Source organism: Loigolactobacillus rennini DSM 20253, from assembly GCF_001436505.1.
GTDB lineage: Bacteria > Bacillota > Bacilli > Lactobacillales > Lactobacillaceae > Loigolactobacillus > Loigolactobacillus rennini.
Map to the genome: position 1 here is coordinate 1 of NZ_AYYI01000018.1, position 19,612 is coordinate 19,612.

Genomic DNA, 19,612 nt, shown 5'->3' on the forward strand with positions numbered 1-19,612 from the left:
TTATGGGTTTTTCTGTCCATTAATATGTTCAACTTAAATTTTACAATCTACCATAAAAAAATAAAACGCTATTGGTAGATTTCGATAGCGCTTTATTTTTAAATTTAAAAATAGTATATTTAATGTGTACTTTGTTTCGGTGTGCTCTTAATTTGAATGCCATATTGAATGCCATTTGTTTTTAATTCGGTATAACTTAATTTAATGCTAACTTCGGTAAAGGTTGTTTCGACGGCATTTACAACTTCTATTTTGTTTTTACAAACTTGTGTTAACCAAATGGAAGGGACCGTAGGGTAACTGTTTTTGAGTTAACCATTTAATTTAATGACATAAAGCAAGAAGCAGAAACAAGTCGTTATTTTGTTTCTGCTTTTTATTTGAGGAGGATAAATATGTCAGGAATTACAGTCATTGGGTCAAATATGGTTGATCTGACAACTTATGTAAAACGAATGCCGGTAGCCGGTGAAACGCTTGAAGCACCAGCATTTGAGATGGGGTTTGGCGGTAAAGGTGCTAATCAAGCAGTTGCAGCTGCTCGATTAGGCTCAGCGGTTAATTTTATTACAGTAGTCGGCAATGATCAGTTTGGTCAGCAACAGCTTGCAAATTATCAAGCACAACACATTTCAATGGCGGGGATCGAAGTTGGCGAACAAGCAAGTGGTGTTGCACCAATTTTTGTTGATCCTACTAGTGATAATCGGATTTTGATTATTAAAGGGGCTAATTTAGCGTTAACACCCGCCATGTTAGATCAAAAAATCGATTTGATAAAAAACAGCCAATTAATTGTCTTGCAACAAGAAATTGCACTTGAGACTAATTACCATGCCATCGAGTTAGCGCAGCATTTCCAGGTACCGGTACTACTTAATCCAGCGCCAGCTAATGCGGATTTAGACATGACTTATGTTAGCAAAGTGGCATTTTTTGCACCTAACGAAACAGAGCTAGCGACGCTAACAGGATTGCCAACCTCTAATTTAGCTGAAATCAAAATTGCTGCTAAACAGTTAGTTCATTTAGGAGTAGCTAATTTAATTGTAACGTTGGGCAGCAAAGGTGTGTTGTGGGTAACCTGTGATCAGGAGCAGCTGATTCCTAGTCAAAAAGTTAAAGCAGTGGATACCACTGGTGCTGGGGATGCTTTTATTGGTAGCTTTGCACATTATTATATTCAAAGTTATGATGTTGCCCAAGCACTACGGCAAGCTAATCAATATGCGGCATTAACTGTTATGCATAAAGGAACGCAAAAGTCTTATCCAAATGCAAAAACGTTGGAAAAATACGTTCACTAATCTGGAAATGTGTGCCAGCAAAATGCAGATTGTTAACGCGCGGATTGTTTCAATTGATATGATGCGTACAATAGCAATTAGGCTTCAATTGACAAAAACGGTTTCATCACGCATAATTAAAGTATCAATTGAATAGCTTTGCAGGGGAGCTAATGGTTTAGCTGAGAGGAAGTGAAGACTTCGACCCTTAACCTGATTTGGATAATGCCAACGTAGGAAGACAAATAAAAATAATGCGGTGCATTCTCATTTTGGGGAATGCGCCTTTTTTAGTCGGAAGTTGTTTTTAAAAGGGAGGGCATTATGCTTAAACAGTACCGAACGCGTTTAAATGAAAAACACCCCTTAATTCATTGCATTACTAATTATGTCACCGTTAACGATGTGGCCAATATTTTGTTGGCCAGCGGTGCGTCACCCGTGATGGCGGATGAACCTAAGGAGGTTGCAGAAATTACGGCAGCAAGTGCAGGCTTGACGCTTAATTTAGGTACCTTGAATCAGACTTCATTAACGGCAATGCTAGTTGCCGGGAAAAAAGCTAATCAATTGGGACACCCAATTGTATTTGATCCCGTTGCTTTGGGTGCCTCCACACTGCGTACGCAGGCAACTAAGCAAATTTTACAGCAACTACAGTTAACGGTTATTCGCGGCAATAGTTCAGAAATACGCGCGTTAATTAGTGGTGCTGGTCAGGTAAAAGGTGTCGATGCGGTGCCAGCTGACCAGATAACACCACAGAACCAATTTCAGTTTGTTACTGCCGCCAAACGATTTTGTCGACAACACCAAGTGATTTTAGTAATTACAGGAGAAACTGATTTAATTGTCTCCGCAAACCGCGTTGCAACCATTAATAATGGTACTGCAATGATGGCCAATATTACCGGTGCTGGCTGCATGCTTACTGCACTATTGACTGCTTACATGGCAGTTGCTCAAGATAATGGCTTTATGGCTGCTGTTGCGGCAGTTTGTCACATGGGATTGGCTGGTCAAAAAGCTGAGCAAAAGCGATTGCATTATTCGGCAGGAAATGCCAGTTTTCGCAACTATTTGATTGATGCAATTGGCCAACTCAATGGCGCAAATTTAGATCAGGAGGCAATTTATGAAATTGACGAAAACTAATTTAAAGTTATATGCCGTAACGGATCGCGCTTGGTTGGACGGGCGAACATTGAAGTCTTGCGTGGCAGCTGCGCTTGCTGGTGGTGCGACTATGATTCAACTGCGAGAAAAACAAGCGTCATTTGAGCAGTTTTTGCAGCTTGCCCAAAAGATAAAGCCGCTTTGTCAGCAATATCAAGTTCCGCTCATTATTAATGATAACGTTGCTGTTGCAAAAGCTTGCGGCGCAGATGGCGTTCACATTGGACAAGGTGATCAGTCAATCGCGCAAGTTAAAGCGGAACGGCCAGCGGCACAGATAATTGGTGTATCAGTGCAAACAGTCGCGCAAGCCCGACAAGCAGAACAACAAGGTGCAAGTTATTTAGGCGTCGGCGCCATGTTCGCGACACAAACAAAAGGGGATGCAACGGCAGTTTCTTTTACAACTTTAAAACAAATTACCACTACCGTTAACATTCCAGTTTGTGCGATTGGCGGGATACACCAAGGTAATATTAAGCAATTATATGGTACGGGCATTGCTGGTGTTGCGCTAGTTTCTGAGATTTTTGATCAGCAGCAAATTCAAGCGCATGCACAGATTTTAGCCAAATTAACGATTCCTTTTCAATAATCAGGGGGTAAGCGCATAATGAAAAAAGTATTAACGATTGCAGGATCAGACTCTAGCGGTGGTGCCGGGATTCAAGCAGATTTAAAAACAATCGCAGCTCATAAAATGTACGGTATGAGTGTGATTACAGCCTTAACTGCACAAAATACACAAGGTGTAGCTGGCACTTTAGCCACACCAGCTGAATTTGTCGGTCAGCAAATTGATGCAGTGTTTAAAGATATTGTGCCAGATGCCGTTAAAATTGGGATGGTATTTAATCAACCGATTATTGATGTAATTGCGCAGAAAATGAAACAGTACCAAGTGGAAAAGTTAGTTGTAGATCCAGTGATGGTAGCGACCAGTGGCAGTCGCTTATTAGAAGAAAATGCGATAACTGCTTTAAAAACCGCTTTGTTTCCTATTAGTACAGTGATTACGCCTAACATTATGGAAGCACAGCTTTTGTGGGGCCACAAAATCACTGATCGAAGAAGCATGGAAGCTGCGGGACAAGCCATCGCTGCTGCTTTTAATTGCCACGTTTTAGTCAAAGGTGGTCATTTAGTTGAGACAGCCAACGATTTACTTTATGAAAAACAAGGTCAATCTAAATGGTTTGAAGGTCAACGCATTGATAATCCCAACACACATGGTACCGGGTGTACATTATCATCGGCCATTGCCTGTCAATTAGCTGCTGGCTTACCATTAACCGCTGCTATCGCGGCAGCTAAGCAATATTTAACCGGTGCCATTGCAGCCAAACTAGATTTAGGGCATGGCGCTGGACCGCTTGATCATTTTTATCAATTAGCGATTAGAGCTTAAATAATTTGCTAATAACATTAAAAACAGGCTGATAGCAAATGGCTATTTTCAACGATTTATAAAATACTGCTGTTTTGTTATCTGCTTGTTTTTTAATTTGATGATTGTTTATTTTATTAGGATAAAAAGCGCAAAAAAATAACGTTTAGCCTGCCCCTCTAGCAAAACTAAGCGTTTAAGGTTGTACCTAACCTTCATCACCCAAATGATGTTTGTCATGAATTAAAACCAGTACTAAGCCAGTTGCAATTACGGCACCTTCCAGAAAAGTTGCCAAGTCATCAGCCCCTCTGTTTTTAATAACCATTACAACTATATTGTAATGCCTAGTTTGAAAATTGTGAAGCTAAATACGACTTTTTTCATAGTTTTTTCTTTTGCTTTCTGTAAAGTAGGGTGTATAAAGGATAAATGAATTTATTTTAAGCAAATTTCCAGTAAAAAAGTAATTGACAAGGTCAGGAAAACATTAAATTTAGCAATTTGATTTAACGGCATAAAACAACAAAATTTATTCATCAATTCCCTTGCATTTTCATGAAAATGCCTGTAGACTATTGCTCATTGTGCAAAATGAAAGGATTGATGAAAGGAGATTTTGTTGTGCAAACTTTAACTCAAGGCCGGCCGTTAAAATTAATTTTATTATTTACCTTACCATTGTTGATCGGTAATTTCTTTCAACAATTTTATAATATTGCAGATACATTGATTGTTGGTCAAACGTTAGGTGTCAAAGCATTGGCAGCAGTAGGGGCAACTGGCGGGATTTCTTTTTTGATCATCGGCTTTGCTCAAGGGATGACCACCGGCTTATCGTTAATTACTGCACAACGATTTGGTGCTGCGGATTATCGTGGTGTGCGGCGTAGTTTCGGCGTTAGCTTAGTAATCAGCTTATTTGTCGCAGGTATCTTAACCGTGGTCAGTCTGTCATTTACCCGTGAATTTTTGATTCTAATGGCCACACCAACTGCAATTTTACCGCAGGCAACCACTTTCATTCAGATTATTTTTGCTGGTATTATTGCTTCGGTAATGTTCAATTTGTTATCAAATATGTTACGTGCACTAGGTGACAGTCGCACCCCTTTAGTTTTCTTAGTCATTGCAAGTGTATTAAACATTACACTTGATTTCGCGTTGATCATGGGATTACATTTAGGTGTTGCTGGTGCAGGTTTGGCAACAGTTTCTGCCCAGATTGTTGCCAGTTTACTGTGTTTTGGCTATATTTGGCGGCGGATTCCTTATTTACGAATTACTTGGCAAGATTTAAAGTGGGATAAAAATATTTTTTGGCAACATTTACGGATGGGACTACCTTTAGGCTTTCAATCTTCTGTCATTGCAATTGGGGCCATTATTTTACAAGTCGCATTAAATGATTTAGGAACTAATGCAGTAGCGGCTTCAACTGCTGCTAGTAAGATTGACCAAGTGGCAACTTTACCTATGATGTCATTGGGCATCACCTTAGGCACTTATGCCGCACAAAATTTTGGTGCCAAAAAATATAGTCGCATTATTAAAGGTGTCCGGCAAAGCTTAATCTTGTCGGTAATTTTTAGTTTAATGCTCAGTGCGTTAGTAATTTTTAGCGGTCGCTTTTTAGTGACTTTATTTGTTGGTGGTAATAAAGCAGTTCTTGATTTAGCTCAGATTTATTTTTGGGTTGTTGCCAGCGGTTACGTTTTTCTAGATATTTTATTTGTGATGCGCTATACGCTGCAAGGATTAGGTTACAGTGTCATTTCAATCGTTGCGGGGCTTGCTGAACTTGCGATGCGGTCATTAGCGGTTTTCGTTCTGGTCAAACCTTTAGGGTATGCTGGTGCAACTGCAGCAGAGCCTTTAGCTTGGATTGGTTCTTGTATTGTCTTAGTGATCACCTATTTACAGGCCATTCACCGGTTACGGCAAGCAGAACAAATTCAAACTAAACGCGAGCAACAGGTAACAAGACCGGAAACAAAATTACAATTAGCTGAAGAATAATAAAAAAGTGCTAGTATGGTGCCAAACTAAGTGGCCGTTATGGCGGTGGGAGCTTAGTTTGCAATACTAGCGCTTTTTTTAAGCACGGCTAGGCAGATCAATCTGTGCTTCAGCTAGAATGTGATTTTGGATTGCATGATAAAATTCATTTAGCCAATAGCCATTAGTTAAGGCTAATTTTTTGTCTAACGCGTAAACCGTCAATTGGTAGTGGTGTGTTTTATCTGGCGGTGTAGGACCAGTATAGCGTTCAGTGGCTAACTGATCAGTATTGTCAATAAACGGTGATGCTAAACTGTTTTTGCCTTGAACAAACTGCGTCGCTAAATCTCTGCTGGCATTTGCTGGCAATTGCGTTGTCGTAGCAGAAATATTTGTTGCTAACCAATGAATCCAGGGAAATCCTGAAACAGGGACAGCATCAAAGTCAAGTAATGTTAAGCCCCAAGTCTTTGTGTTTGTTGGTAAATCTTGGACAGTAATCGGAAAAGAGATAATGGGTCCGTTAGCATCACGTTGATTTTTTGCAGCATATTTACTATATTGATCGGCTAAATAACCATTTTCTAAAGGGACACTGACTTTCATTTAAATCACCACTTTCTTAAGATTAAAATCACTTTTAATGTACGCGTATCTCACTGTTAATTCAAGTTGGTTAATCATCATCAGTTAAATTAGCAAACTTAGCGCCTAAAAAGCGAACCAGTTGCCGCGGATCGATTTTGATTGAACGACCAATCTGACCGGAAGAGACTAAGATTTCAGACTGTGTTTTGGCGGTTTTGCTAAAGTAAATTGGGTAATTATATTTTTGGTGAATACCTACTGGTGTATTTGCGCCATGCTGGTAGCCAGTTGTAGCCACTAGTTCTTTGAGTGGCACTAGCCCCACCTTCCGATTACCAGTGACTTTAGCAAATTTTTTGTAATTGATACGTTCATCAACAGGGACAACGCCCACAATTGGTCCGGTTTTTTTACCAGTCATCACTAAGGTTTTATAAATAATGTGATCATCAATATTTAATTGATCAAGTTTTAATTGACGCACATCACCGTCTTGTTCAGTCGGTAGCTGATACTGTGTATACGGAATTTTAGCCTGGTCTAAAATTTTTTCAACTAATGTTTTGTGTAAAGTTGATTTTTTACCGTGTTTTTTACTCACAACGCAACTTCCTTTCCCACATTAAATATAGCATTTTCGATTGATTGATGCGACTTATTGAGCGTGTTTAATGGTAAACTAAAGGTAGCTAATTGAAGCGTTTAATGAATAAACGACTTTAATTTAAAGTTAAGGAGTAACGGAGGGAGTTCATGACGGATATCCTGAAACAAACTGAGCAGCAGTTAGCACAGTTGCGTCAGCAATTAAGTCAAGGACAACTTTATCATGGTTTACCACAAAAAGTGGGTCAGATAATTGATCAATTGGGTTACCAAAAACCAACACTGGTTGCAATACCTAAGGATAACCAAACTGCACTGGCTAAAATTAAAGCCTTACGAACGCAAGTGCAACAGAAAAATCTGGCAACCATCAGTGATGCAGAATTGGATTTCTTATTAGCGCATTTAGGCTCATTGGATCCACTAGTTCGTGATAAAGGGGTCTATTTTCTTTTTAACGATATTTTACAGGCACACATTTTAACAGCAAAACAAGTACGATACTTAGCTGAACAATTAATCAGTCCACAGATGTTGTACAGCCATATTTTAGAAAAAAGGAATCATGCGCTTTTTTTGCGTGCGTTCAGTGTCATTATTTTAGCGGGTGTTTTATACGTGGATCGCACTTACTACCATGTATTAACACTGAAAGACATTGAAAATATCGTGTTAAAATTAACAACTTATTTAGCATTAGAAGCAGATGGGCGAGGATACATTGCACACCATGGTTGGGCTCATGCTTACAGCCATATCGGTAATGCATTGGACGAGCTAACAGCTAATCCGCAACTGAATCGTGCGAATAAGATTTTTTATTTAACGGTTTTGTTAGTGCGTTATCAGCGGCTTCAAACACCGTTGATTTTTGGTGAGGATCACCGTTTAGCATTGACGATTGTTAATTTAACCAATAAAAATGACCTTTACACCAATTATGTATTATTTTTGTTGCAGGATTGGCAGGCACGTTTACTACGAATGCAGCCACAAGAAAGTGAAGGTTTTTGGAATAGTTGGTATAATCGTAATCGTTTATTGCAAGCATTATTGATACGAGGTGATTTACCAAATAAAATTAGACATTTCTTGTTGCAAGTAGTCGCCTTTTTTTAAACTACCCGTTAATACCGCTTTTAAATTGAGGTAATACTATTGCTGATCTTATTATTGACAATGAATTTAATTAGTTGCTGGCTGTACCAATGGTTTAAACAACCTATTTTACTGTTTATTTGGCTATTATTGTGTCTATTTGCCAGTTATGCTTGGGTAGAACGTCGCTGTAAGGTTAGTGTGGGTCAGTTACTATGGTACAGTTTGCGTGGATTGCTGTGGCTACCATTTTCTGGTTTACTGGCTTTCAGTTTGTGGCGCTATTGTTGGCAACCACCAAGTCAATGGCTTGATCAGTTCAATCAACAACGTTGGCAAATTTTGCCTTTGCTTTTACTAGCTTATTGTGGGTTAGTTTGGCTAGCAGGCCATTTTAGTCATAACACTTGGAAAGAAAGTTTGCTAGTTTTAACTGGCTGGGTTAGTCGATTAGTAATTTTAGCAGTAAGCTTACTAGCGTTTCAAGTTGTGATTACCCATTTAGCTTTGCCGTACCAGCGACTATCGGCACGAATTTTGTGGCTATTTTGGTTAACCGGTAAGTACTTACTATGGCTAGATTTATTATTGCGCCTGCGCCAACAGCGGCTTCAGTTATCAGTAAAATGGTGGGGGCTAGTCCTGCTACTTTGTTTTATTGGTTGGTCATTTAGTGGTCAATTTTTTCCAAGGACTTCCACAACGCCACAAATTATTGCCCATCGCGGTGCTGATCAAACTAGTATTCCTAATACTATCCCTGCACTTAAAGCTGTTTTACCCGAGCGCCCAGCTTTAGCAGAGATCGATTTACAATTGACCAGTGATCAACACTTTGTTGTTAGTCATGATGCGGACACTCGCCGATTAACCGGGAAAAAGAAAATCATTGCTAACACATCCCTAGCAACGTTACAACGTTTGACGTTGGCGCACTCTCACCGGTCAATTCATTATGCAAGTTTCGGTGCTTACTTAGCAGTTGCACAACATGCAGCGCAACCATTGTTAATTGAAATGAAACCTGCTTTATCTACTAACATTTGCAATCAGTTCCGGCAACATTATCAGTTGCTATTACCGCCAGGTACACAGTTTCACAGTGCACGTTTACAGACAGTCACGCGCTTACAGCACGAAACTTCACAACCAGTCGGTTATATTTTGCCATTTACAGTAACTGCTTTACCAGCGACTACTGCTGATTTTTATAGTTTAGATTGGCATTTACTGAATCCATTAGTGGTTACTCAGGCTAAAAAGCAGGGCCAATTGGTTTATGCGTGGACAGTTAACCAAAAGTGGCTTTTTCAAGCATTACGCCAATTTGGCGTTGCAGCTGTCATCACTGATCGAACGGCGCAAATGCAACGGCAAGCCAATCAACCTGCTACTTACACTAGTGGTTTAATGTTACTATTACTAAATTTTTAACCCCATTTTGACGTATGTTACCTTTAACAGCAATTAATTAAGCGGAGGGTAACTAAATGGTGGTTAAACAACGTTGTTCATGGGTACGCCAGCCTTTAAATCAGTTTCATGATTTTGAGTGGGCAGTTCCTGTAACGACAGAAGAAGAATTGTTTTGTTTATTGGCTTTACAAATTTGGCAATCTGGTTTGAGCATGACGGTACTATTACGAAAGCGCGCAGCTTTATGTCAGACTTTTCATTATTTTGACCCGCAGTGGCTGCGTGTGACTAATGAAGACACGTTACTGGCTAAGTTAGACGATGATCGGTTAATTCGTAATCGACGTAAGTTATTTGCCATTTGGCATAATGCGTTTGCACTGCAACGCTTGCACCAACAGCACTTAACTTTAAGCCAATTATTATGGCAGCAGCATAAACCAACTGCTTTTAAAGTTGCAACAGAAATTCCACGCTATGATGAAAGCGGCTTAACAGTAGCGGCACAATTAAAACAGGCTGATTTTCAATTTATGGGTCCGACTAATTGCTATGCTTTATTAGCAACTGCTGGTGTATTAAATTTACATTTAACCAGCTGTTGGCGTTATCCCATCATCCAAGAAGCACAATCTCGTATCACAACAGCATTTGCCAGCAGCTAAATAAAAAGGACGTCGTGTTAATGAAACACACGACGTCCTTTTTGGTGATTCAACCAGCTAAGCATAATAGCTTGATACAATATTAAAATAGAATTACTGGCATAAGAACTAGCTAGAAGACATGCTGCTTTTAGAAAAATTAGTCTGGTTGGATATTAGCTTTCTTACCTGTTTGGTTTAAAGCTGGCTTGTTATCTAGATCTGTCCGAACCACTAAGACATCACAGACGGCAGTCCGAGTAACATATTCAGTTACTGAACCAATTAGTAACCGTTCAACGGCGTTTAATCCAGTTGCACCGATCATGATCAAATCCACATCATGCTCTTTAGGGACGTCTTTTGCGATGATGACTTTAGGTGCACCATATTCGATGGCGTAGCTAACGTCATCTAGGCCGTTTTTCTTAGCAGTTGCAACGTATTGTTCCATAGTTTTTTTAGCTGTATCCGTTACTTGTTCAACCATTGCGGAATCAAAACTGGAAACATTTTGAAAAGCACGGGTATCCACCACGTGAATTAAAAATAATTCACCATGATTCCGTTTGGCAACTTCGACCGCTTTTCGGAAAGCTAACTCAGCTTCGTAAGAACCATCGATGGCAACTAGGATATGTTTATATTGCTGTAGCATGATATCACCCCTAATAGATTTGTTACCTTTATTGTACGTTATTTTAGGGGCTTGTGTAAATGAAAGCGGCTAAATTATAAATGATTTGCAAAATTAAGGGCAAAAATGGCTGCTAAAATACAACCCATTAATAAACAAGCCAGCCAAAAAGCAATGTTAGTGGTTAAACTGCTAAGAAAAGTAATACCACCTACGACAGCAAAATAGTTTCGGAAACGAGTGAGGTATTTTTTTAAGTGGGGTTCCTTTTTGGGGGTGTGGTTTAAGAAATTTCCTTTTAAACCACAGTGTAAATAATAACTCAACCCCAGTAGAACTGCTGTGAAGATGAACATTCCAATCTGCATAAACATGCAACCTTTATTTTAATATTGTTAGAAAAAAAGACGACTCTTACGAATCGCCTTTAGATCATCTGAAGTGCCGTTTAGCTTCCGTTAGTATTGAACCCGCGGTATGGCAGGTGGGCTCGGCTATTTACTCATACTAGCGTCCTCGTGAAAAGGCTGGCTTTGATGAATAAAGGAAGTCAATCCCGTAATTAAATTACTTGATCGGTCAACACAGTGAAGGAAGTAACGTACACCCCGGAAAATCTATCCTTATACTAGCATATAGACCGGTATTACGCAATCATCATGCCGTGGGATCAAGATTCACGTTGTGCTTTAAGTAAACGCTGGTATTGACTTGCAAGCGCTTTTTCATATTTACCGTTAGTTTTAGGCTGATAATAAGTTGCCTGGCTTAATTGTTTTGGTAAATACCGTTGTTTAACCCAATCACTAGGATAATCATGGGGAAATTTGTAACCGACGCCGCGGTTGAGCTTGGCTGCACCTTTATAGTGAGCATCCCGTAAATAGGCGGGAATTTCACCGCTTTTCCCAGCTCTAATATCTGCTAATGCAGCGTCAATTGCAGTAATGCCAGAATTTGATTTCGGAGATAAAGCCAAATCAATTACCACGTCAGCTAACGGAATTCGCGCTTCCGGTAAACCAATTTTTTCAGCGGCTGTCACTGCAGCGACTGTTCTTGCACAAGCTTGCGGATTGCCTAGACCAACGTCTTCGTAAGCAATTACCAAGAGTCGGCGGATAATACTAGTTAAATCACCGCCTTCGATTAAACGCCCCATGTAATGCAGCGCAGCATTGGCATCACTGCCGCGAATTGACTTTTGAAAAGCCGAAATCACGTCATAATGTGCATCACCATTCTTGTCGTTACGTAAAGCTTTACGTTGAATGCACTCTTCAATGATGGGTAATGTAATGGTGATTTTGTCTGCTTTTGTTGCAGTTGATTTCACCGCTAATTCTAAACCATTTAAAGCACTACGCAGGTCACCATTGGTAGCTTGTGCTAGAAAGGTTTCAGCACGGGGCTTTAGGTTGACTGGCAATTTGCCTAAACCATTTTTTTCATCTTGTAATGCGCGTTTAATACCAATTTTAATGGCGGCTTCATCTAAGGGCTTTACTTCAAAGATTTGTGTACGACTACGAATAGCAGGGTTGATTGAAATATAAGGATTCTCGGTGGTTGCACCGATTAAAATAATCCGACCACTTTCTAAATGTGGTAATAGAAAATCTTGTTTTGTTTTGTCTAAACGGTGAATTTCATCCAGCAATAAAATAACACTACCGCTCATTTTGGCTTCTTCAGCGACAATTTGTAAATCTTTTTTACTATCTGTTGCTGCATTGAGCATTCGAAAAGCGTAGTGAGTAGAACCAGCAATGGCACTTGCAATGCTGGTTTTACCGGTGCCGGGAGGGCCGTATAGAATCATTGAGGACAACATTTTAGCTTGCACCATCCGCCGAATAATTTTGCCCGGACCAACTAAATGTTGTTGGCCGACAATATCATCGATGTTTGTTGGCCGCATACGGTAGGCAAGTGGTTGCAATTTATCACTTCCATATCAAAGTATTGATAGAGTATTATAACACGTACCTGATGGACAGCCTAAATATTTAGCTGATAGCTGGTTTGATTTCCTGTATAATGAAACCGAAGCTAAAAGAAAGCGAGATTGAGTTATGTTAAATCAGTTTGGGGCCTTATTAAAAAAGCGTGCACTGACGCCACTGTTATTCTCTGGTCAATATGGTATTGAGCGTGAGGGTCAGCGAATCGATCACCAAGGGCAACTGCAACAAACCGTTTTACCATTTAAAGCGGGTCATCCTTATTTGCGCAATGATTTTGCGCGTTCACAAGCCGAAATGGTAACGGATTATTTCAGCTCACGCCAACAAACATTGAACCAGTTAGCGGCATTAAATGCCGTTTTATTAAGACAACTCAAAGCTGGAGAAATGCTTTGGCCACTGTCGATGCCGCCCAAGTTAGGAGATTTAAAAGCGATTAAAGTAGCAGCGCCGACAAAATCCGCTCAGCGCTATCGAGAAAATATTGGGAAAAAATATGGTTATCGTATGCAGATGATGTCTGCAGTCCACTTCAATTTTTCATTGCCAGAAAAATTATTGCGTACTTTATTTGAAACAGACTATCATGATCAATTTGCAGATCATTATATTGCTTTTCATAATGCAGTTTACTTAAAATTAGCGCAGAATTATTTACGTTACCGGTACGTTTTAACCTACTTGTTAGGGGCTAGTCCGTTAGCTGAGTCGGATTTCTTTCAACAGCAGCCTGGGCCTAGTGAAATGGTGCGAAGCTTACATATGAGTCAAAAGTATGGCTATGATAACGTAGCAGCACAACAAGTTTCGCTGTCCTCACTAACTGATTATGTTACGGATCTACAGCGTTTGCTTAAAACACATGAACTACAAGGCCCACGCGAACTTTATGCGGCGGTACGTTTTCATGGCCAATCATTAGCGCAGTTACCACAAACTGGCGTCCACTATTTAGAGCTGAGAACATTTGATTTAAATCCTTTTGCACCAGCAGGATTAACTGCTACTGATTTCAGTTTTTTGCAATTATTTTTAGCTTATTTATTAGTTTTACCTAGTACGCCGCAAACCGATTTAAATGCGCAACTTAAGCACGGAGCAGCGCTTAACGAAGCGATTGCGTTGGAATCACCATTAAACGTTTCCCAAGCACAAACACAATTAGCCCAATTTATGGCAGGCTTAAAACAATTTATGTTAGACTACCAAGCACCGCAAGCTTTACAAAATGCTTGGCAACTCATGCAAAAACGGGTTGAGGATTATCGCCAAACGCCTAGTTATCAGTTATGTCAAATGAGTCAAAACCAATCGTTACAATCTTGGGGGATCAAGCAGGCAAGAACTTTTAAAAAGCAGGTTACCACAGCTTGTTATCAGTTGCCTGGGTACTTGTCATTTCCTTTAACCAGCCAATTGATCTTGGCCGCTGCCTTTCGTCGCGGAATTAACGTCCAAGTGTTAGACTCGCAGTCTGCTATTTTGCGATTAAATCAACAAGTCGTTTTAGGCAATGGTCAGAGTTCGCTAAATACACAAAGTGCTACTTTGCTAGTACAGAATAGATTTGCGACTAAAACAGTTCTGGGACAAGCCGGTTTGCCTGTACCACCAGGAGCAACTTACCAAGAGATGACTAGTGCTATCCAAGCATTTGCAACTTTGCCGCAACAGCCTTTAGTGGTTAAACCCAAAATATCAGCTCATGGTGCTGGTGTGACAGTGTTGCTTTCGCCCAATAAAACAGATTTTAAAATGGCGGCTAAATCAGCTTTTGCATACGATTCGACGATTATGGTAGAGCCTTATCTCAATGGCACAATTTATCGCTTTTTAGTGATTGATGAACAAGTCGCCGCAATAGCTGAATGCACACCAGCCAATGTTGTTGGTGATGGTCGACATACTTTGGCAACGCTAGTGCAGTTGAAAAACCAAAAGCGTGGTAAACAGACACCTTTTTCGCCCTTGCCGTTGGACCAATTGACTAAATTTGATTTGCAACAACAAGGCTATAATTTACAACAAGTTTTGCCGCGGGGGCAACAAGTTTATTTACGCTTGGCAGCAGATTTTGCAACTGGTAGCGATGCTATTGATGTGACCAAAGAAATGGATACCAGCTATCAAAAATTAGCTTTAACAGCGGCTAAAGCTTTAAAGCTAAAAGTAGCCGGCATCAATATGGTAATTGCTAATCTTTACCAACCGCTAGTGCCAGAACAATCTAATATGGCAAACATTCTTTCTGTGACAGCACAACCGGAACTTGCTGTGCATGAAGTACCATTTTTTGGACAAGGGCAACCGGTAACACAACAGCTTTTAAAAGTACTTTTTGCGGCTACTAAGTGATCAGCAGATAGTTTTAAAAAAATGAGTACTTTGCGACGATTGTTTAGTCTCAAAGTACTCATTAGCACTGTTTAGCTTAGCGGTTTAATTACGATGGAATAATTCATCCAGTAGCGATTTTTTAGGTTTATCGGCAGTTGCGGCTTCATGTTCATACTGACTGATATCGATGTTGTCTTGATTAACTGCTTGGGCGGCAACTAACAACAATCCGGTTGCTTCTGGTGTTGTATGGGCAGTGTCATTATTTACCATGGTGAAAGCAAAGCCATGTTGATTGGCGTATTGCAAGTAGGGCTTTAATTGCGCTGGATCTAATTTACCATTGAGTAGTAATTTAGCTGGTTTAAATTGCGGTGCAGCTTGTTTAAAAGCAGCTAAAGTTTGTGGTTGTGCAATTTGCTGTACGGTTGCTCGGACTAAAACGCGTTCGCGCAATGAACCTAAATACTGCCGACGCTCATCCGGTTTTGTCTGGGGGGTTCCCGTCATGCGGCTTTCAATTTCTTTATTTAAGTCGTTATTTTCCGCCATAATGGTCAACCCTTTCATGAATTATTTGATACAATAACGTGAGTATAGCATATTTAAAAAATAAACCAAATTTTTAACAATTAAGGAGTGAAAAAATGGCTTTTACACAACAAGATTTTGCTGTTTTTAATGATCAGACCGTTGCAGGGCGCATGGCACTAATCCGTGAACAATTGGATCCAAAATTTGAAGCATTAGGGGCGCAGTTAGTTTCACAGTTAGCAAAAGCTCAATTGCCTACTTATGTTAATGTTGCTAAACATTTACGACGGCATACTAATCCCGCACCAAATACTTGGTTTGCGGTGGGGCCGTATAAACGTGGCTATAAAATGGTACCACATTTTGAAGTCGGCTTGTGGGCAGATCGGCTGTTTGTTTGGCTTTGTCTATTAGAAAATATTCAGCAGCCGGCGCCATATGCAGCAATCTTAGATCAAAAACGCGACTTGATCACTAATTTACCATCGTCAAATTGGCAATTATCAGGTAATCACATGGCAAAAGCCAGTCAGCCATTTACTTTAAAACAGTTGGAGGCACAAACAAAGCGGTTTAAAACGGTAAAGCGGGGAGAATGGTTATTAGGCAAATTTTGGCAATCAAATGATCAAGTTTTTCAAACGCCAGGTGCAGTTGAAGAAGAAATAAAGCAGTCCGTTAAACAGTTAACGCCACTTTATCGCAATTTATTGTCCGGTATTCCCACAGACTAGTAATGGAGAATACAAAAAAGGTGATGACTTCGGTCATCACCTTTTTGCTTAACTTGGTTGAGATTACAGCAACTGGTTGTAGTATTCAACGACAAGTGTTTCATCAATATCTGGTTCTAATTCGTCCCGTTCAGGGTAACGTGTTAATGAGCCTTCTAGTTTGTCGGCATCAAAGCTGACAAAAGCTGGCCGCCCAACAACAGCTTCCAATGCATTTTGAATGACCAAAAGATCTTTGGACTTTTCACGTACTGAAATCACTTGACCAATATTAACCCGGTAAGAAGGGATGTCAACCCGTTTGCCATCTACTAAGATATGGCCATGGTTGACTAATTGCCGTGCTTGTGGCCGTGTTGTTGCTAAGCCTAAACGGTAAACCATGTTATCTAAACGCCGTTCTAGTAAAATCATCAGGTTAACACCTTGTTTACCTTCTTTGATTTTACCGGCAGTTTCAAACAGGTTAGAGAATTGCCGTTCGTTTAAACCGTACATGTAACGTAGCTTTTGTTTTTCACGTAACTGAATACCATAGTCAGATAACTTACGCCGACTATTTGGACCATGATCACCTGGTGCGTAAGGGCGCCGAGCTAATTCTTTTCCGGTACCAGACAATGAAATGCCTAGACGCCGGGATTTTTTCCAACGTGAACCAATATAACGTGACATTGAAATTCCTCCAATAAATTTTTTGGAGTAAAATAAGCGAATGTAAGTTCAGTATACGTGCAGTTTGTTTTGCAATTTTCGCCTTATGCAGCCGCAGGTTACTAATTGAACTTGGAGCAACGAACTGTTGACGTGCTTACCACTTACTGCTGCATTATTTTACACGAGACTAAGTGTAGCAAACGGAGCGGGACAAGTCAATGGCGATTTACAGGTAGTGGTTTAAAGCAACGACAAAATTTTCCAGCTCAGCCTGGTCAGCTTGTGAAAAGCGGTTAAACTGAACGGAATCAATGTCGAGGACGCCTTTTTGGTTGGCCAATGGGACCACAATTTCTGAATTAGTTGCACTATCACAAGCAATGTGGCCTTTAAATTGATGAACATCGGCAACGACTTGAGTCTTTTGCTGAGCAAAAGCTGTACCGACAACACCTGTGCCATTAATGATGTGCATGCAGGCTACTTTTCCTTGAAAAGGACCAAGGTCGAGCTGATCTGTTTCCGGTTGATATAAATAAAAGCCCACCCAATTGATCTGGTTTAAGGATTGATTTAAAAGGGCAGCGGCGTTAGCTAAATTAGCGACTGTGTTAGTCTCATCCTTTAATAAAGCTTCTAATTGTTGTGTGAGCAATGAATTATTTGACATGAAAGGGACTCCTTTATTAATAAAAATCGGATAGTTTTGTGATTCCTAGTGATGGCTTGCGGTCACTATGATATAATTTAGATTAGATTTTAATGACCTATACATATAAATGCAAGGTAAACTGTGAAACGTGACGGGGGTTGTATTGATGGAGTTACTTTTGATCGGTATTATTATTTTAGCATTATTGCTGTATGGTGGGATTATTTTATACCAGCGGCGTAATTCTAAAAAAATTGATGCATTACAAACACAAAAAGAAGAATTAACAAAATTACCCTTCAAAAAAGTGATGGCTGCTGCACGACAACAAGGCTTGGCTGGGCAGAGTCAAGATGAATACGCCAAATGGCAAAAGCGGTTAGAAGAAATCCAAAAACATGGCTTCCAAGATTTTGACCAGCATTTGTTAGCTGCTGAAACTGCGAATAACCGTTATCGGTTTCTTTCAGCAACTAAGATTATGAAGCAAGTCTCTGAACAATTAAAAACGATTCATGGTGCATTGGATGAAATTTCAGCTGGATTTAAAAAAATTCAAGCAGATGCAGAAGCTAACCAAACACAAGCAAAAAAATTACGGGAAGTTTATCAAAAATTGCGCAAACAATTGCTGACCAAAAGTTTTTCTTATGGTGCTGCTGCAGATGGTTTGGAAGAAAAGCTTAGTTATTTAGAAACGTCGTTTGATAAATATCAACGTTTTTCTAGTTCTGGTGACCATGTAGAAGCAAAGCAAATCCTTGCTCAATTAGATAAGGATATTACTGAATTGGCTGATTTGATGAAGCGAATCCCGCCGCGCTTTAAGGAATTAAACAATGAATTTCCAGAACAATTAGATGAGTTACGTCAGGGTTACCAGCAGTTGGCAGCGGCAAACTATCAGTTTTATGATATTGACATTGATGCTGAATTAACGGCACTTGATCAGCGTGTTAACCAAACACGGCAGTCGCTAAAAAAGCTAGATTTGGCAACGATTGAAACCACTAATCAAAATATTGCCCGGCGCATCGACCATTTATACGATGTGATGGAAGCTGAAATTAAGGCGCATCAGACCGTTTCTACACGAACTGATGAATTACAAGCTTTCATTCAACACGCACAAAAACAAAACCAACTATTGCAAGTTGAACTAGATCATCTTAACCAAAGTTATAGCTTAAATAATGATGAACTAGGGCAAACGTTAAAATTAAAGCAGCAATTGGCCAAAATTCGAAAAACATTTGAAAATGATACGCAAAGTATAGCGGATCAAACAGCTGTCTATTCATTGGTAGCGGAAAATTATAAAACGGCATTTGCAACGTTAACTAATGTAGAAAAAAAGCAAAAAGCCATTCATGATAGTGTTCAAGGGCTGACAAAAGGAGAGAAGGAAGCCCAGCGTTCACTGCAATCATTTGAGTTAGAAATTCGTAACATCAAACGGCAAGTTGAAAAATTGAATTTGCCTGGCCTATCACGACAGTATTTAGACTTTTTCTTTTTAGTTGCTGATGAAATTGATCAATTAGATCAAGATTTAAATCAAGTAAAAATTGATTTAGACGCCATCACGAAATCGTTAATCGCGACTCAAGAAGATTTGAATAAATTAAAAGAGGAAACAGCGGACACTATTGATAGTGCGTTATTGACTGAGCAGCTATTGCAATATGCAAATCGTTATCGGCATAGCCATGATAATATTGCACAAGCAAGTCAAAAGGCATTGCAGTTGTTTAACCATGAATTTGATTATAAAAAAGCTGCGGAAACAATTGCGACTGCTTTGGAAACAGTGGAACCAGGTAGTTATAAGAAAGTGGAAGAGACCTACTATAAAACAAAAGATCAAGATTTAGAGGTTTAAATCATAATAT

At 39.7% G+C, this 19,612-nt stretch carries 18 protein-coding genes, 1 other RNA gene and 1 riboswitch; of the genes, 11 read left to right on the plus strand and 8 right to left on the minus strand.

Annotated elements, in window-relative coordinates; all coding sequences use genetic code 11:
- The first annotated feature begins 395 nt into the window (after nt 1–395).
- From rbsK to FC24_RS02800, 5 genes are all read left to right on the plus strand, one after another.
- On the plus strand, nt 396–1,307 hold the full coding sequence (gene rbsK / locus FC24_RS02780; protein WP_057873353.1) for a ribokinase: 912 nt from the start codon (nt 396–398) through the stop codon (nt 1,305–1,307).
- A gap of 132 nt (nt 1,308–1,439) precedes the next feature.
- Nucleotides 1,440–1,544, plus strand: a riboswitch (TPP riboswitch).
- Nucleotides 1,545–1,610: 66 nt separating this feature from the next.
- On the plus strand, nt 1,611–2,441 hold the full coding sequence (thiM, locus tag FC24_RS02785; RefSeq protein WP_057873354.1) for a hydroxyethylthiazole kinase: 831 nt from the start codon (nt 1,611–1,613) through the stop codon (nt 2,439–2,441).
- Complete coding sequence (gene thiE / locus FC24_RS02790) at nt 2,422–3,057, plus strand: thiamine phosphate synthase (RefSeq protein ID WP_057873355.1); 636 nt, start codon at nt 2,422–2,424, stop codon at nt 3,055–3,057. Before thiM ends, thiE begins: the two co-directional genes overlap by 20 nt.
- An 18-nt stretch (nt 3,058–3,075) precedes the next feature.
- Nucleotides 3,076–3,870 (plus strand): bifunctional hydroxymethylpyrimidine kinase/phosphomethylpyrimidine kinase, encoded by a 795-nt coding sequence (thiD, locus tag FC24_RS02795; RefSeq protein ID WP_057873356.1) that lies wholly within the window; start codon nt 3,076–3,078, stop codon nt 3,868–3,870.
- 603 nt (nt 3,871–4,473) lie between these two features.
- Entirely contained in the window at nt 4,474–5,868 is a 1,395-nt protein-coding gene (locus FC24_RS02800) for an MATE family efflux transporter (protein WP_476703298.1), read from the plus strand.
- Nucleotides 5,869–5,946: 78 nt separating this feature from the next.
- Here the strand turns inward: FC24_RS02800 and FC24_RS02805 are convergent, their stop codons facing one another.
- Nucleotides 5,947–6,456 (minus strand): YbhB/YbcL family Raf kinase inhibitor-like protein, encoded by a 510-nt coding sequence (locus tag FC24_RS02805; RefSeq protein ID WP_057873358.1) that lies wholly within the window; start codon nt 6,454–6,456, stop codon nt 5,947–5,949.
- Between the two features lie 70 nt (nt 6,457–6,526).
- Complete coding sequence (locus tag FC24_RS02810) at nt 6,527–7,039, minus strand: aminoacyl-tRNA deacylase (protein WP_057873359.1); 513 nt, start codon at nt 7,037–7,039, stop codon at nt 6,527–6,529.
- A gap of 152 nt (nt 7,040–7,191) precedes the next feature.
- Between FC24_RS02810 and FC24_RS02815 the strand changes: the two genes are divergently transcribed.
- Genes FC24_RS02815 through FC24_RS02825 form a run of 3 tightly spaced genes read left to right on the plus strand, consistent with a single transcriptional unit; the run spans nt 7,192 to nt 10,223 of the window.
- A complete protein-coding gene (locus FC24_RS02815) occupies nt 7,192–8,163 on the plus strand; it encodes a DUF2785 domain-containing protein (RefSeq protein ID WP_057873360.1) in 972 nt (323 codons plus the stop codon).
- Nucleotides 8,164–8,202: 39 nt separating this feature from the next.
- Nucleotides 8,203–9,576: a glycerophosphodiester phosphodiesterase family protein gene (locus FC24_RS02820; RefSeq protein WP_057873361.1), complete on the plus strand. Its 1,374-nt coding sequence runs from the start codon at nt 8,203–8,205 to the stop codon at nt 9,574–9,576.
- 56 nt (nt 9,577–9,632) lie between these two features.
- Nucleotides 9,633–10,223, plus strand: coding sequence for a DNA-3-methyladenine glycosylase I (locus FC24_RS02825; protein ID WP_057873362.1), 591 nt, complete (start codon nt 9,633–9,635; stop codon nt 10,221–10,223).
- Between the two features lie 139 nt (nt 10,224–10,362).
- Here FC24_RS02825 and FC24_RS02830 read toward each other — a convergent pair whose 3' ends face one another.
- The 3 genes from FC24_RS02830 to FC24_RS02840 form a co-directional block, all read right to left on the minus strand.
- Nucleotides 10,363–10,860: a universal stress protein gene (locus tag FC24_RS02830; protein ID WP_057873363.1), complete on the minus strand. Its 498-nt coding sequence runs from the start codon at nt 10,858–10,860 to the stop codon at nt 10,363–10,365.
- 408 nt (nt 10,861–11,268) lie between these two features.
- A non-coding RNA gene (gene ssrS / locus FC24_RS11325) (6S RNA) lies at nt 11,269–11,457 on the minus strand.
- Nucleotides 11,458–11,509: 52 nt separating this feature from the next.
- Complete coding sequence (locus tag FC24_RS02840; protein ID WP_057873386.1) at nt 11,510–12,760, minus strand: replication-associated recombination protein A; 1,251 nt, start codon at nt 12,758–12,760, stop codon at nt 11,510–11,512.
- 154 nt (nt 12,761–12,914) lie between these two features.
- Here FC24_RS02840 and gshAB point away from each other — a divergent pair, with 154 nt between their 5' ends.
- Nucleotides 12,915–15,161: a bifunctional glutamate--cysteine ligase GshA/glutathione synthetase GshB gene (gene gshAB / locus FC24_RS02845; RefSeq protein ID WP_057873365.1), complete on the plus strand. Its 2,247-nt coding sequence runs from the start codon at nt 12,915–12,917 to the stop codon at nt 15,159–15,161.
- Nucleotides 15,162–15,245: 84 nt separating this feature from the next.
- On the opposite strand, the gene FC24_RS02850 is transcribed toward gshAB, so the two are convergent.
- Nucleotides 15,246–15,695, minus strand: coding sequence for a YueI family protein (locus FC24_RS02850; RefSeq protein ID WP_057873366.1), 450 nt, complete (start codon nt 15,693–15,695; stop codon nt 15,246–15,248).
- A gap of 95 nt (nt 15,696–15,790) precedes the next feature.
- Here FC24_RS02850 and FC24_RS02855 point away from each other — a divergent pair, with 95 nt between their 5' ends.
- The gene (locus tag FC24_RS02855; protein ID WP_057873367.1) at nt 15,791–16,411 is read left to right on the plus strand and encodes a DUF1054 family protein; all 621 of its coding nucleotides are present in this window, start codon (nt 15,791–15,793) and stop codon (nt 16,409–16,411) included.
- 63 nt (nt 16,412–16,474) lie between these two features.
- Here FC24_RS02855 and rpsD read toward each other — a convergent pair whose 3' ends face one another.
- Both rpsD and FC24_RS02865 read right to left on the minus strand, forming a co-directional pair.
- On the minus strand, nt 16,475–17,086 hold the full coding sequence (rpsD, locus tag FC24_RS02860) for a 30S ribosomal protein S4 (protein WP_057873368.1): 612 nt from the start codon (nt 17,084–17,086) through the stop codon (nt 16,475–16,477).
- A gap of 208 nt (nt 17,087–17,294) precedes the next feature.
- Nucleotides 17,295–17,738, minus strand: coding sequence for a GAF domain-containing protein (locus FC24_RS02865; protein ID WP_057873369.1), 444 nt, complete (start codon nt 17,736–17,738; stop codon nt 17,295–17,297).
- Nucleotides 17,739–17,886: 148 nt separating this feature from the next.
- Here FC24_RS02865 and ezrA point away from each other — a divergent pair, with 148 nt between their 5' ends.
- Nucleotides 17,887–19,602 carry a septation ring formation regulator EzrA gene (ezrA, locus tag FC24_RS02870; protein ID WP_057873370.1) on the plus strand — a complete coding sequence of 572 codons (1,716 nt, stop codon included), beginning with the start codon at nt 17,887–17,889 and terminating at the stop codon, nt 19,600–19,602.
- Nucleotides 19,603–19,612 lie beyond the last annotated feature (10 nt).

Bases quoted from the DNA above. Each gene is read 5' to 3' on its own strand.
- rbsK (WP_057873353.1), top strand. From the start codon at position 396: ATGTCAGGAATTACAGTCATTGGGTCAAATATGGTTGATCTGACAACT.
- thiM (WP_057873354.1), top strand. From the start codon at position 1,611: ATGCTTAAACAGTACCGAACGCGTTTAAATGAAAAACACCCCTTAATT.
- thiE (WP_057873355.1), top strand. From the start codon at position 2,422: ATGAAATTGACGAAAACTAATTTAAAGTTATATGCCGTAACGGATCGC.
- thiD (WP_057873356.1), top strand. From the start codon at position 3,076: ATGAAAAAAGTATTAACGATTGCAGGATCAGACTCTAGCGGTGGTGCC.
- FC24_RS02805 (WP_057873358.1), bottom strand. From the start codon at position 6,456: ATGAAAGTCAGTGTCCCTTTAGAAAATGGTTATTTAGCCGATCAATAT.
- FC24_RS02815 (WP_057873360.1), top strand. From the start codon at position 7,192: ATGACGGATATCCTGAAACAAACTGAGCAGCAGTTAGCACAGTTGCGT.
- FC24_RS02825 (WP_057873362.1), top strand. From the start codon at position 9,633: ATGGTGGTTAAACAACGTTGTTCATGGGTACGCCAGCCTTTAAATCAG.
- FC24_RS02830 (WP_057873363.1), bottom strand. From the start codon at position 10,860: ATGCTACAGCAATATAAACATATCCTAGTTGCCATCGATGGTTCTTAC.
- FC24_RS02840 (WP_057873386.1), bottom strand. From the start codon at position 12,760: ATGCGGCCAACAAACATCGATGATATTGTCGGCCAACAACATTTAGTT.
- gshAB (WP_057873365.1), top strand. From the start codon at position 12,915: ATGTTAAATCAGTTTGGGGCCTTATTAAAAAAGCGTGCACTGACGCCA.
- FC24_RS02850 (WP_057873366.1), bottom strand. From the start codon at position 15,695: ATGGCGGAAAATAACGACTTAAATAAAGAAATTGAAAGCCGCATGACG.
- FC24_RS02855 (WP_057873367.1), top strand. From the start codon at position 15,791: ATGGCTTTTACACAACAAGATTTTGCTGTTTTTAATGATCAGACCGTT.
- rpsD (WP_057873368.1), bottom strand. From the start codon at position 17,086: ATGTCACGTTATATTGGTTCACGTTGGAAAAAATCCCGGCGTCTAGGC.
- FC24_RS02865 (WP_057873369.1), bottom strand. From the start codon at position 17,738: ATGTCAAATAATTCATTGCTCACACAACAATTAGAAGCTTTATTAAAG.
- ezrA (WP_057873370.1), top strand. From the start codon at position 17,887: ATGGAGTTACTTTTGATCGGTATTATTATTTTAGCATTATTGCTGTAT.